This window comes from Quadrisphaera sp. DSM 44207 (assembly GCF_900101335.1).
In the GTDB taxonomy this organism is placed as follows: Bacteria; Actinomycetota; Actinomycetes; order Actinomycetales; family Quadrisphaeraceae; genus DSM-44207.
The window spans coordinates 12599-25344 of record NZ_FNKA01000003.1; the positions used below are offsets into that span (position 1 = coordinate 12599).

The 12746-nt window shown below is 75.0% G+C and carries 11 protein-coding genes; 6 read left to right on the top strand and 5 right to left on the bottom strand.

The features are described from left to right. Window positions 1–14 precede the first annotated feature (14 nt). Window positions 15–539: a 2-C-methyl-D-erythritol 2,4-cyclodiphosphate synthase gene (ispF, locus tag BLS82_RS10465; protein WP_092865387.1), complete on the top strand. Its 525-nt coding sequence runs from the start codon at window positions 15–17 to the stop codon at window positions 537–539. A gap of 85 nt (window positions 540–624) precedes the next feature. Here ispF and BLS82_RS10470 read toward each other — a convergent pair whose 3' ends face one another. The 3 genes from BLS82_RS10470 to BLS82_RS10480 form a co-directional block, all read right to left on the bottom strand. Then, window positions 625–1257, bottom strand: coding sequence for a superoxide dismutase (locus tag BLS82_RS10470; protein ID WP_092865390.1), 633 nt, complete (start codon window positions 1255–1257; stop codon window positions 625–627). A 76-nt stretch (window positions 1258–1333) separates the two neighbouring features. After that, on the bottom strand, window positions 1334–1963 hold the full coding sequence (locus BLS82_RS10475; RefSeq protein ID WP_092865393.1) for an MBL fold metallo-hydrolase: 630 nt from the start codon (window positions 1961–1963) through the stop codon (window positions 1334–1336). 132 nt (window positions 1964–2095) lie between these two features. After that, a complete protein-coding gene (locus BLS82_RS10480; RefSeq protein WP_092865396.1) occupies window positions 2096–3181 on the bottom strand; it encodes an S-(hydroxymethyl)mycothiol dehydrogenase in 1086 nt (361 codons plus the stop codon). A gap of 93 nt (window positions 3182–3274) precedes the next feature. Here BLS82_RS10480 and BLS82_RS10485 point away from each other — a divergent pair, with 93 nt between their 5' ends. The 5 genes from BLS82_RS10485 (at window position 3275) to BLS82_RS10505 (ending at window position 10194) form a co-directional block, all read left to right on the top strand. Further along, window positions 3275–4735, top strand: a complete 1461-nt coding sequence (locus BLS82_RS10485; protein WP_092865399.1) for an APC family permease — start codon at window positions 3275–3277, stop codon at window positions 4733–4735. After that, a complete protein-coding gene (locus BLS82_RS10490) occupies window positions 4728–5684 on the top strand; it encodes an acetamidase/formamidase family protein (RefSeq protein WP_092865402.1) in 957 nt (318 codons plus the stop codon). The genes BLS82_RS10485 and BLS82_RS10490 overlap by 8 nt, the downstream gene beginning before the upstream one ends. Before the next feature lie 89 nt (window positions 5685–5773). Then, window positions 5774–7222, top strand: a complete 1449-nt coding sequence (gene cysS / locus BLS82_RS10495) for a cysteine--tRNA ligase (protein ID WP_092865405.1) — start codon at window positions 5774–5776, stop codon at window positions 7220–7222. A gap of 1 nt (window position 7223) precedes the next feature. Continuing rightward, window positions 7224–8306, top strand: a complete 1083-nt coding sequence (rlmB, locus tag BLS82_RS10500; protein ID WP_092865408.1) for a 23S rRNA (guanosine(2251)-2'-O)-methyltransferase RlmB — start codon at window positions 7224–7226, stop codon at window positions 8304–8306. Between the two features lie 79 nt (window positions 8307–8385). Next, window positions 8386–10194 (top strand): putative bifunctional diguanylate cyclase/phosphodiesterase, encoded by a 1809-nt coding sequence (locus tag BLS82_RS10505; protein WP_176819046.1) that lies wholly within the window; start codon window positions 8386–8388, stop codon window positions 10192–10194. On the opposite strand, the gene BLS82_RS10510 is transcribed toward BLS82_RS10505, so the two are convergent. Both BLS82_RS10510 and BLS82_RS10515 read right to left on the bottom strand, forming a co-directional pair. Next, window positions 10158–11486 carry a DUF4032 domain-containing protein gene (locus BLS82_RS10510; RefSeq protein WP_092865414.1) on the bottom strand — a complete coding sequence of 443 codons (1329 nt, stop codon included), beginning with the start codon at window positions 11484–11486 and terminating at the stop codon, window positions 10158–10160. The genes BLS82_RS10505 and BLS82_RS10510 overlap by 37 nt on opposite strands. A 112-nt stretch (window positions 11487–11598) precedes the next feature. Beyond that, window positions 11599–12681, bottom strand: a complete 1083-nt coding sequence (locus tag BLS82_RS10515) for an ABC transporter ATP-binding protein (protein WP_092865417.1) — start codon at window positions 12679–12681, stop codon at window positions 11599–11601. Between the last annotated feature and the right edge of the window lie 65 nt (window positions 12682–12746).

Here is a 12746-nt window from a genome sequence, read left to right on the forward strand (position 1 = left end):
GGGAGGGGCCGCGCGTGAGCGCTGTGCCGCGCACCGGCGTCGGGGTCGACGTCCACCCGTTCGCGCCCGCCGGCCAGCAGCGCCCGCTGCGCGTGGCGGGCCTGGAGTGGCCGGGCGAGCCGGGGCTGGCCGGGCACTCCGACGCGGACGTCGCCGCGCACGCAGCGTGCGACGCGCTGTTCTCCGCGGCCGGCATCGGGGACCTGGGCGCCCACTTCGGCATCGCGGAGCCGCGCTGGGCGGGGGCCGCCGGCGCGGTGCTGCTCGCCGAGGCCGCGCGGCGGGTGCGCGAGGCCGGGTTCGAGATCGGCAACGTGGCCGTGCAGGTGGTCGGCCAGCGGCCGCGGCTGGGCCCGCGGCGCGAGGAGGCGCAGCAGGTGCTCTCCGCCGCGTGCGGGGCGCCCGTGTCGGTCTCGGCGACGACGACCGACGGGCTGGGCCTGACCGGCCGGGGCGAGGGGATCGCCGCGATCGCGACGGCCCTCGTCGTCCCGACCGCGACGGCCCCTGTCGTCCCGACGCCTCCGACCCCGGCGTGATCGTGCACGTCCGGCTCGCGCGGGCCGGACGTGCACGATCACGCGCAGAGGTGCGGGCCGGGCGCGGCTCAGCGCGCCGGGCGCCTCAGAGGGCCGTGGGGGTGATCAGGCCCGCCGTCTTCGCGCGCGCGGCCTCGAAGCGCTGGGTCGCGTCGGCCCAGTTGACGACGTTCCACCACGCCGAGACGTAGTCCGCCTTGACGTTGCGGTACTGCAGGTAGAACGAGTGCTCCCACATGTCGAGCATCACGACCGGGACGACGCCGACGGGAACGTTGCCCTGCTGGTCGTAGAGCTGGAACATCACGAGCCGCTGGCCGAGGCTGTCCCACGCCAGCACCGCCCAGCCCGAGCCCTGGATGGTCGTCGCGGTGGCCGTGAACTGGGCCCGGAACCCGTCGAAGGAGCTGAAGTGCTCGTCGATGGCGGCACCCAGCTCCCCGGCCGGCCTGTCCCCGCCGTCCGGGGAGAGGTTCGGCCAGAACACCGAGTGGTTCACGTGCCCGCCGAGGTTGAAGGCGAGGGTCTTCTCCAGGCCGACGATGGAGTCGAAGGAGTTCTTCTCCCGCGCCTCGGCCAGCTTCTCCAGGGTGCTGTTCGCGGCGGAGACGTACGTGGCGTGGTGCTTGTCGTGGTGCAGCTGCATGATCTCGCCCGAGATGTGCGGCTCGAGCGCGGCGTAGTCGTAGGGCAGATCGGGCAGGGTGTACTCGGCCATCGGGTCCTCCGTCGCGACGGGCGTGCTCTGACGCTGATCGATCCTCGCCCACCCGGTGGGCTCCGGCAACGCCGGGTCAGCGGCCGCGGTCGATCCACTCCTGCAGGTGCGGCGCCTCGTCCCCGATGGTCGTCGAGCCCCCGTGCCCGGTCAGCACCGTCGTGGCCGGCGGCAGCGCCAGCAGGCGCTCGCGGATCGACTCGATGATCGTCGGGAAGGAGCTGTAGGAGCGGCCCGTGGCTCCCGGCCCGCCGGCGAACAGCGTGTCGCCGGTGAACACCGTGGCCAGGCCCGGCGCGTAGAAGCACACCGAGCCGGGGGAGTGGCCCGGGGTGTGCAGCACGTGCAGCTCCTCCCCGCCGACGGCGATCACCTCGCCGTCCTCGAGGAGGGAGTTGGGGGAGGAGTCCGGGTGCACCGTCGCCCACAGCGCCAGGTCGTCGTGGTGCAGGCGGGTGGGCGCCCCGAAGCGCTGCCCGGCGTCGGGTGCGCGCCGCACGTGGTCGTCGTGGGCGTGGGTGCACAGCACCGCGAGCACCCGGCGCGGGCCGACGACCTCGGCGATCGCCGCCAGGTCGTGGGGCGCGTCGATCACGATGCACTCCTCGTCGTCCCCGACCACCCAGATGTTGTTCTCCACGTCGAACGTCTCGCCGTCGAGCGTGAAGGTGCCCGAGGCGACCCCGGAGTCGATGCGCGCGCTCACAGCTCCTCCTCCGTCGTCGCCGTGAGCGTCGCCCTGTGCTCGACGGTTCGCGCGCTCCGCGCGCTCACAGCTCCTCCTCCGTCGTCGCCGTGAGCGTCGCCCTGTGCTCGACGGTTCGCGCGCTCCGCGCGCTCACAGGACCACCACCGAGCGCAGGACCTCGCCGCGGCCCATCTTCGCGAACGCCTCCTCGACGTCGCCGAGGCCGACGGTCTCGGACACGAAGTCCTCCAGCGGGAAGCGGCCCTGGCGGGAGAGCTCCGCGAGCACCGGGAAGTCGCGGCTGGGCAGGCAGTCGCCGTACCAGCTGGACTTCAGCGCGCCGCCACGGCCGAACACGTCGAGCAGCGGCAGGGTGATCTCCATGGACGGCGTCGGGACCCCGACGAGCACCACCGTGCCCGCCAGGTCGCGGGCGTAGAACGCCTGCCGGTAGGTCTCCGGGCGCCCGACGGCGTCCACGACGACGTCCGCGCCGACGCCGCCGGTGAGCGCGCGGACCGCCTCGACCGGGTCGCTCTCGCGGCTGTCGACGACGTGGGTGGCGCCGAAGCGGCGGGCCTGCTCCAGCTTCCGCGGGTCGACGTCGACGGCGATGATCGTCGTGGCGCCGGCCAGCGCCGAGCCCGCGATCGCCGCGTTCCCCACGCCGCCGCACCCGATCACGGCGACGCTGTCCCCCCGCGTGACGCCGCCGGTGTTCACGGCGGCGCCGAAGCCGGCCATGATCCCGCACCCGAGCAGGCCGGCCGCCGCCGCGGGCACGGCCGGGTCGACCCTCGTGCACTGGCCCGCGTGCACGAGGGTCCTCTCGGCGAAGGCGCCGATGCCCAGCGCGGGGCTGAGCGGCGTGCCGTCGGCCAGCGTCATGGGCTGGGCCGCGTTGTGGGTGTCGAAGCAGTACCAGGGCTCCCCGCGCCGGCACGCGCGGCAGTGCCCGCACACCGCGCGCCAGTTGAGGACGACGAAGTCGCCGACCGCGACGTCCGTGACGCCCTCCCCGACGGCGGAGACGGTGCCGGCCGCCTCGTGCCCCAGCAGGAAGGGGAAGTCGTCGCTGATGCCGCCGTCGCGGTAGTGCAGGTCGGTGTGGCACACCCCGCACGCGGCGACGTCGACGACCGCCTCGAACGGACCGGGGTCGGGGACGACGACGTCCGCGACCTCGACGGGGTCGCCCTTGCTGCGGGCGATGACGCCCTTGACGGTGCTGGCCATGGCCGGACGCTAGCCGACGCGCTCCGGGAGGGCACGGCCCCGGCGCGGGGTCTACGGTCGGGCACGTCCCGCCCCGCGATCCCTGGAGTCGCCGTGGACGACCGACCCACCCGCAGCACGGTCACCGGCGCCGAGCCGGCCGGTGGCGCCCCCTCGGCTGCCGAGGAGCTGGCCCAGCTCGGGTACAAGCAGGAGCTGCGCCGCTCCCTGTCGACCTGGGACCTGCTCGTGTACGGGCTCGTCTTCATGGTGCCGATCGCGCCGTGGGCGATCTTCGGCGTGGTCTACAACGCCTCCTCCGGCATGGTGCCGCTGGTCTACGTCATCGGCCTGGTCGCGATGATCTTCACCGCGCTGGCCTACGCGCAGATGTCGCGGGCGTTCCCGGTCGCCGGGTCGGTCTACGCCTACGTCGGCCGCGGCGTGCACCAGAACCTCGGCTTCCTCGCCGGCTGGACCATCCTGCTCGACTACCTGCTCGTGCCCACATTGCTCTACGTCTTCGCCGCGGAGTCCATGGCCGGGGTCTTCCCCGGCGTGCCGCGCTGGGTGTGGATCATCGTGTTCCTCGCGGTCAACACCACCGTCAACTACGTCGGCATCTCCTTCACCGCGGTGGTGAACCGGCTCTTCCTCGCCGCGGAGCTGCTGTTCGTCGCGATCTTCGTGGTGATGGCCGTGGTGGCGATCAGCCGCGGGGTGAACGGGGCGGTGTTCAGCACGACCCCGCTCTTCGACGCCGCCGACTTCACCCCGGGGCTCGCCGCGGCGGCGCTGTCGATCGCCGTCCTCAGCTTCCTCGGCTTCGACGGCATCGCCACGCTCGCGGAGGAGAGCCGGGGCGGACGCCGTTCCGCCGGCCGAGCCATGATCGCCGGCCTGCTGCTGGTGGCGACGTTCTTCATCGTCCAGACCTGGATGGCCGCCCTCCTCGTGCCCGACGTGGAGCAGTTCGGCGAGGACGAGGTCAACAACGCCTTCTTCGGCATCGTGGAGACGATCAGCAGCCACGGGTGGCAGATCGCCTTCCTCGTGATGAACACCCTCGCCGTCGGCATCGCCAACGCGGTCGCGGCGCAGTCGGCGACGTCCCGCCTGCTGTTCTCCATGAGCCGCGACGGCCGCCTGCCCCGCTGGCTGTCCCACATCAACCCCCGCACGCGGGTCCCCGACCGGGCGATCCTCCTGGTGGGTGCGCTGACGCTCCTGCTCGGCCTCAGGTTCGTCGGCCAGATCGGCCTGATCTCCTCCCTCGTCAACTTCGGCGCGCTGACCGCGTTCCTGCTCCTGCACGTGTCGGTGGTCAGCCACCACCTGGTGCGCTCGGGCAGCCGCAACTGGTTCCTGCACCTGGCGGTCCCGGTGATCGGCTTCTGCATCATCGGGTACGTGCTGCTCAACGCGGGGCTGCCGGCGCAGCTCGGCGGCCTCGTGTGGCTGGTGGTCGGCGCCGGTGTGCTCCTGGTCTACCGCTCCCGGAACCGGGACGCCGTCATCGCGCCGGAGCACGCCGCCTCCGACCGCCCGACCCTCGTGGAGACCGACCGTGGCTGAGCACCTGATCGGCAAGCAGCACGCCACCGCGAGCTTCTCCGCAGCGCACCCGCCGGTCCTGCGCGTCGTCGCCGGCGCCGGCGACCGGATCACCGTCGAGACCGACGACGAGGCCTACGCCCAGATGGAGGCGACCCGGGACCTGGCCGCCGTGACGGCGACCCTGAACCCCGTCACCGGGCCCGTCTTCGTCGAGGGCGCCGAGCCGGGGGACGCCCTCGCCGTGACGGTCCACGACATCACCCCCGGCGAGCAGGGCTGGTCGGTCTACCTGCCCGGCGTCGGCGCGCTGGCGCGCCCGATGGGCGAGGAGATGTTCGTCCGGCGCATCCCGCTGCGCGACGGCCGCGCCCACCTGGCGCAGGGCCTGGCCGTGCCCGTGCGCCCGATGATCGGCTGCATCGGGGTCGCCCCGGCGAGCAGCGAGGCGTCCACGGTCATGCCGTCCTACCCCACCGGCGGCAACACGGACCTGACCGACGTCGCCCCCGGTGCCACCGCGTACCTGCCGGTGCAGGTCGAGGGCGCGCTGCTCTCGATCGGGGACCTGCACGCGGTGATGAGCCGCGGGGAGTCCTCCTTCGTGGCGATCGAGGTCGCCGGGACGGCGACGGTCAGCGTCGACGTCGTCAAGGGCCTGCACCTGCGCGCCCCCCGGGTCGACACCGGGCGCGAGGTCGTCTGCGTCGGGCTGGGGGACCCGGTGCAGGCGTCGATCACCGCCGCGTACGAGGACCTGTTCGCCCACCTCGTCGACGAGCGCGGCTGGGACCGCGGCGACGCCTACGTGGCGATGAGCGCCGAGGCGCACACCGAGCTCGGGGGTCCCACCGGCTCACGGGTGCCGGACCCGCTGCACCCCCTGACCCCGGTCGGCGCCGTCACGCTGGCGCGGATGGCGCACGAGGTGGTCGACGCCCTGGCCACCCGCCCGGCCCGGCGTCCCTGAGGAGCAGCTGCCTGTCAGCGCCGGCACGCGCAGGAGGCCGTGCTCGTGCTGGCAGGAGGTGCGGCCGGCGGCGCCGGTAGGCTCGGGCGGTGACGCTGCGCCTGTACGACACCGCCACCGCCGCGGTGCGTGACTTCACCCCGCTGCAGCCGGGGCGGGCGGGCGTCTACCTGTGCGGGGCCACCGTGCAGGCGCCGCCGCACATCGGCCACCTGCGCTCCGGCGTCGCGTTCGACGTCCTCACCCGGTGGCTGGAGACCGGCCACGGGCTCGCGGTCACCTTCATCCGCAACGTCACCGACATCGACGACAAGATCCTCGCGAGGTCCGCGGAGGCGGGCGCGCCCTGGTGGGCGTGGGCGTACACGCACGAGCAGGCGTTCACCGCCGCCTACGACGCCGTGGGCGTGCGGCGCCCGACGTACGAGCCGCGCGCGACCGGGCACGTGCCGGAGATGGTCGAGCTGGTGCAGGTCCTCCTCGAGCGCGGGCACGCCTACGCCTCCTCGGGCGAGGGCGCCGCGGCCGGTGACGTCTACTTCGACGTCCGCTCCTTCCCCCAGTACGGCTCGCTGACGCACCAGCGCCTCGACGACATGGCCCCCGCCGAGGACGCCGACCCGCGCGGCAAGCGCGACCCGCGCGACTTCGCGCTGTGGAAGGCGCACAAGCCCGGGGAGCCGGAGTCGGCGTCCTGGCCGACGCCGTTCGGGCGCGGGCGCCCCGGCTGGCACCTGGAGTGCTCGGCGATGGCGCGCCGGTACCTCGGCGACGCCTTCGACGTCCACGCCGGCGGCCTGGACCTGCGCTTCCCCCACCACGAGAACGAGCAGGCGCAGTCGCGCGCCGCGGGCCTGCCCTTCGCCGCGTACTGGCTGCACAACGGCTGGGTGACGCAGGGCGGGGAGAAGATGAGCAAGTCGCTCGGCAACTCCCTGGTGGTCTCCACCGTGCTCGAGCGCACCCGGCCGCTGGCGCTGCGCTACTACCTCGGCTCGGCCCACTACCGCTCGGCGCTGGAGCACTCCCCGGAGTCCCTCGCCGAGGCCGAGGCCGCCGTCGGGCGCGTGGAGGCCTTCCTCGAGCGCGGGGCGCGGTGGCGCGGCGCGACGGCCTCCGAGGAGCTGCCGACCGCGTTCCGCGCCGCCATGGACGACGACCTCAACGTGCCGGCGGCCCTCGCCGTCGTGCACGAGACCGTGCGCGCCGGCAACGCCGCGCACGACGCGCGGGACGACGACGCCGCCTACGCCGCCTGGGTGGCGGTGTGGAACATGACGGACGTGCTCGGGGTGAACCCGATGCACCCGCACTGGAGCGCCGGGGAGCGCGACACCGCGGCGCTGGCGGCGCTCGACGCGCTCGTGCGGGCGCAGCTGGCGGCCCGCGCCGACGCGCGGGCGCGCCGCGACTACGCGAGCGCGGACGCCGTGCGCGACGCCCTCGCCGCTGCTGGGATCGCCGTCGAGGACACCCCCGACGGCGCCCGCTGGACCCTCGCCCCCGCCCGGGGCGTCGACGTGGCTGGGAGGTCCTGAGATGGCCGGCAACTCCGCGCGCCGCGGCGCCGTGCGCAAGCCCGGGTCGAAGAAGGGCGCGACCGTCGGCACCGGCGGCAAGAACCGCCGGTCCCTGGAGGGTCGCGGCCCCACGCCCCCGGCCACCGAGCGCACGGGGCACCCCGCCGCGCGGCGCGCCGCCGCGGCGGAGCGCCGCGCGGCGAGCGGCTCCGGCCGCTCCGGCGGCTCCGGCGGCGGCGGCGGTGGCGGTGGCGGCCGCGGTGGCTCCGGCGGTGGCGGCGGTGGGGGCCGCGGCGGCGGGGGACGCGGTGGCGGTCGCGGCGCGGGCGGGCGCGCCTCCTCGGCGGAGGCGGTGGCCGGGCGCAACTCCGTGGTCGAGGCGCTGCGGGCGCACGTGCCGGCCACGGCGCTGCACGTCGCGGCCCGCATCGACACCGACGACCGCGTGCGCGAGGCCCTGAAGACGGCGTCCGCGCGCGGGCTGCCGGTGCTGGAGACCACGCGCGGCGACCTGGACCGGATGACGGACGGCGCGATCCACCAGGGCCTCGTGCTGCAGGTTCCGCCCTACGAGCACGCCAGCCTCGACGACCTGCTCGCCCGGGCGGCCGACGCCGGCCAGGAGCCGCTCGTCGTCGCCCTCGACGGCGTGACGGACCCGCGCAACCTCGGCGCCGTCGTCCGCTCCGCCGCCGCGTTCGGCGGGCACGGCGTCCTCGTGCCCGAGCGCCGCTCGGTGGGCATGACCGCGGCGGCGTGGAAGACGTCCGCGGGCGCGGCCGCGCGCGTGCCCGTGGCGCGCGAGACCAACCTCACCCGGGCGCTGGAGGCCGCCCAGCGCGCCGGCTGCGCGGTCGTCGGCCTCGACGCCGACGGCGACGTCGCGCTGCGCTCGGAGGACCTCGCGCGGGTCGCCGACGGCCCGCTCGTGCTCGTCGTCGGGTCGGAGGGCAAGGGCCTCTCGCGCCTGGTGCGCAGCACCTGCGACCTGGTCGCCTCGATCCCGATGGCCGGGCCGGTGGAGTCCCTCAACGCCGGCATCGCCGCCGCGGTCGCCCTGTACGAGGTCGCCAGCCGCCGCGCGGAGGCCGACCGGCGGTGACCGCTCAAGGCGCCGCCGGGCGGCGCCGATGCACCCGGTCGGGGCGCGCCGCCGGGGCTGCGCGGAGCGGGGGTGTGCCGTGGCAGCGTCGTCCTTGCGCCTGTGGCGCACCGGCCGCTGGTCCGCGCTGACGACCCCTCCCGCCGTGGCCACGCCCCGCGTCATCGCCCTGTGCACGGGCCTGATGTACGTGGTCGGCGGCCTCGTGGCGTGCGCGACCACCCTCGTCGAGGGCCGCCCGGGCCGCGACGAGGGCGTGCTGCGCCTCATCGCCGTCACGGGGTTCGCCATCGGCGTCGCCGTCCTGCTCTCCCGGGGCTGGCGCTCGCGGTGGGCGGACCACGCCAGCGTGCTCGGCGGCACCGCCATGGTCACCTGGGGCGTCACGGTCTCCGGCGGCGGGACGTCGGCGCTCGGCTACGCCGCCCTCTACGTCCTCGTCGTCGTGGACGCGTTCTTCTTCTTCTCCTGGCCCCTGGCGCTCGCGCACCTGCTCGGCGTCCTGCTGCTCGGCGGCGCCGCCCTGGCGTCCCAGTCCTTCGTCGGGCCCGACGCGCTCGTCATGGGCGGCGGCACGGTCGTGATGTGCTCGGCCATCGTCGGGTGGCTCGTGCGGGCGACCGCGGCGGCCGAGCAGGACCCGCTGACCGGCCTCGTGAACCGCCGCGGCCTGGAGCGGCGCCTGCAGGAGGCGATCGCGCACGCCGAGCGCGGCGGGCCCGGCCTCGCCGTGGCGCTGGTGGACCTCGACCGGTTCAAGTCCGTCAACGACGCCGAGGGCCACGGCGCCGGCGACCGCCTGCTGCGCTCCGTGGGGCGCGGGTGGGCCGGGTGCGTGCCGCCCGGCGCCGTCCTCGGCCGCTGGGGCGGCGACGAGTTCGCCCTGCTGCTGTCCGGCGGCACGGGCGCGGAGGCCGCGCGCGTCGTGGACGAGCTGCGCGCCCAGCTGCCGCCGGGGCGCACCTGCTCGGCCGGCACCGCGGAGTGGGAGGCCGGGGACTCCGCCTCCCTGCTCACCGCGCGCGCCGACGCCGCGCTGTACCAGGTCAAGCGCACGGGGCGGGGCCGCACGAACGAGCACGCCAGCGCCGTCGCCGACGGGCGCGCGGTGCGCGCCGGCCTCGAGCGCGGCGAGTTCGAGGTGCACCTGCAGCCGGTCGTGGACCTCGCCGCCGGGGCCGAGGTCGTGGGCGCCGAGGCGCTCGTGCGCTGGCGCCACCCCGAGCGCGGCCTCGTGATGCCCTCGGAGTTCCTGCCCCAGGCGGAGCTGAGCGGCGTCGTCCTCGACGTCGGCCGCTGGGTGCTCGCCACCTCGTGCCGCCTCGCGGCGTCCTGGCCCCTGCGCGCGGACGGCACCCACCGCGTCGTCAACGTCAACGCCTCCGGCCGCGAGCTGGAGCAGCCGGGCTACGCCGCCGGGGTGCGCCAGGCCCTCGCCGAGGCCGGGCTGCCGCCGCGCGCCCTCGTCCTCGAGATCACCGAGGGCGTCCTGGACCTGGAGTCGCCCACCGTGCTGGCGTGCCTGGCGGAGCTGCGCGAGCTCGGGGTGCGCGTGGCCATCGACGACTTCGGCACCGGCTTCTCCAGCCTCTCGCGCCTGGGCCGCCTCGACCTCGACGTCCTGAAGGTCGACCGCTCCTTCGTCGCGGCCATCCGGCGCGCGGACGGCGAGGCGCCCCTGGTGGCCGCGATCCTCGCCCTGGCCCGCGCCCTGGAGATGGACGTCGTCGCCGAGGGCGTGGAGACGTCCGAGCAGGCGGAGTGGCTGCGCCGCAACGGCTGCCGGGACGCCCAGGGCTACCTGTTCTCCCGCCCCGTGCCCGCCGCGGAGTTCGCCCTCCTGCTCGAGGCTCAGGCCGGGCGGTCGGTGGAGACCGCCGGCACCTGAGGGGCGCGCTCGGCGGGCGGGACCACCGGCAGCGGGCCGGTGGGGGAGACCGCGGTCATCTGGCCCGTGCCGGTCACGAGCACGGCCGCCTCGTCGGGGCGGTGGCGCAGCACCCCATCGACGTAGCTCTGCACCGCCTCCGAGAGCGGCACGTCGCGGCCCAGCTGCTCCGAGCGGTACCACCGGTGCTCGAGGACCTCGTGGAAGACCTCCGCGGGCTCCAGCTTGCGCCGCAGCTCGCGCGGCACCACCCGCACCACCGGCTCGAAGACGCTGGTCAGCCAGTCGTGGGCGACGATCTCCTCGTCCTCGCCCTGGCGGTCGGTCGCGGCCCGGTAGCCGTCGAGGTCGTTGAGCAGGCGCCGCGCCTGGTTCTGCTGCACGTCCAGGCCCGTCAGGCGCAGCAGCCGCCGCGAGTGGTGCCCGGCGTCGACGACCTTCGGCTGGATCTGCACCATCGCGCCGCCGACGTCGGTGCTGATCGCCAGCTCCCCGACGTCGAAGCCGAGGTCGTTCAGGCGCTGGATGCGCGCCTGCACGCGCCAGCGCTCACCCTGCTCGAAGGACTCCAGCTCGGTCAGCTCCGTCCACAGCGACCAGTAGCGCTCGACGATGTGGGAGGCGACGGCCACCGGGTCGACGTCCTCGTCGAGGTACTCGCCGGCCTGCAGGTCCATCAGCTCGCCGGCGATGTTCGTGAACGCGACGTCGAGGTCGTACTCGCGCTGGCCGTCCGAGAGCCGGTCGTGCAGCTCCCCGGTCTCGGCGTCGACGAGGTACGCCGCGAACTCGCCGGCGTCGCGGCGGAAGAGGGTGTTCGACAGCGACACGTCGCCCCAGAAGAAGCCCGTCAGGTGCAGGCGCACCAGCAGCACGGCGAGGGCGTCGACGAGCCGGCGGGCGGTGTCGGGCTGCAGCGAGCGGCTGAACAGCGCCCGGTACGGCAGCGAGAACTGCAGGTGCTGGGTGACCAGGGCGGGGTCCATCTCCGCGCCGCCCGGGGTGGTGCGCCCGGAGACGACGGCGACCGGGCTCACGCAGGGGACGTCCAGGCGCTTGAGGAGGCGCAGCAGCTCGTACTCGCGGCGGGCGAGGGACTCGCTGATCTCCTTGACGGCGAGCACGCGCCCCGACAGGCGCACGAAGCGCACGACGTGCCGGGAGATGCCCCGGGGCAGCGCGGCGAGGGTCTCGGCGGGCCAGTCCTCCAGGGGCAGCTGCCACGGCAGGTCCGGCAGCGCGAGCGCGGCCGGGTCCGTGGTCGCTGCGGTGATCTGCAGGGACGGCGCCATGGGCAGCATCCTCCCACCGCCGGGCGCGGCGGAGGGGGCGCACCGCGCAGGCGGTGCGCCCCCTCTCGCGGCGGCGGCCGGTCGGGTTGGTCGGGCCGGCCGCCGCCTGCGCTCAGGCCTCGATGCGGTGGCCGTCCTGGGTGTCGAACAGGTGCGTGTGGCCCTGCTTGGGGGTCAGGTTCACCACGGCGCCCTTCTCCGGAGGACGGCGGCCGTCGACGCGGGCGATGATCTGCTTCTCGTCGCCGCCGGAGAACTTCGCCCGCCCGTAGATGTAGGCGTCCGCGCCGAGCTCCTCGACGACGTCGACCTCGACCGGCAGGCCGGTGGAGGCGAGCTCGAGGTCCTCCGGGCGCACGCCCACGGTGACCCGGCGGTCCGCGCGGGCCTCGGACAGGGCGGTGCGGGTCACGGGGAGGATCGCGGAGCCGAACTGCACGCCGCCGTCGGCGACGGGCAGCTCGAGCAGGTTCATCGCCGGGGAGCCGATGAAGCCCGCGACGAACACGTTCGCCGGCCGGTCGTACATGTGCCGCGGGGTGTCGACCTGCTGCAGCACGCCGTCCTTGAGCACCGCGACCCGGTCGCCCATGGTCATGGCCTCGACCTGGTCGTGGGTGACGTACACCGTGGTGACGCCGAGGCGGCGCTGCAGCTGGGCGATCTGCGTGCGGGTCTGCACGCGCAGCTTCGCGTCCAGGTTGGACAGCGGCTCGTCCATGAGGAACACCTGGGGCTGGCGCACGATGGCGCGGCCCATGGCCACGCGCTGGCGCTGGCCGCCGGAGAGGGCCTTCGGCTTGCGGTCCAGGTACTGCTCGAGGTCGAGGATCTTGGCCGCCTCCTGCACGCGGGTGCGGATCTCGTCCTTCTTCACGCCGGCGATCTTCAGGGCGAAGCCCATGTTGTCGGCCACGGTCATGTGCGGGTACAGCGCGTAGTTCTGGAACACCATGGCGATGTCCCGGTCCTTCGGCTGGACGTCGGTGACGTCGCGGTCGCCGATGAGGATGCGGCCGGAGTTGACGTCCTCGAGGCCGGCGAGCATGCGCAGCGACGTGGACTTGCCGCAGCCGGAGGGGCCGACGAGGACGAGGAACTCGCCGTCGGCGATGTCGAGGTCCAGCGCGTCCACGGCGGGGCGGTCCGCCCCGGGGTACACGCGCGAGGCGTGGTCGAAGGTGACGGTGGCCATGGTGTGTCCTCCCACCGGCAGGAACGTGCCGGACGATCCGAGTGAGGGGCCTGCGCGGGCCGGGC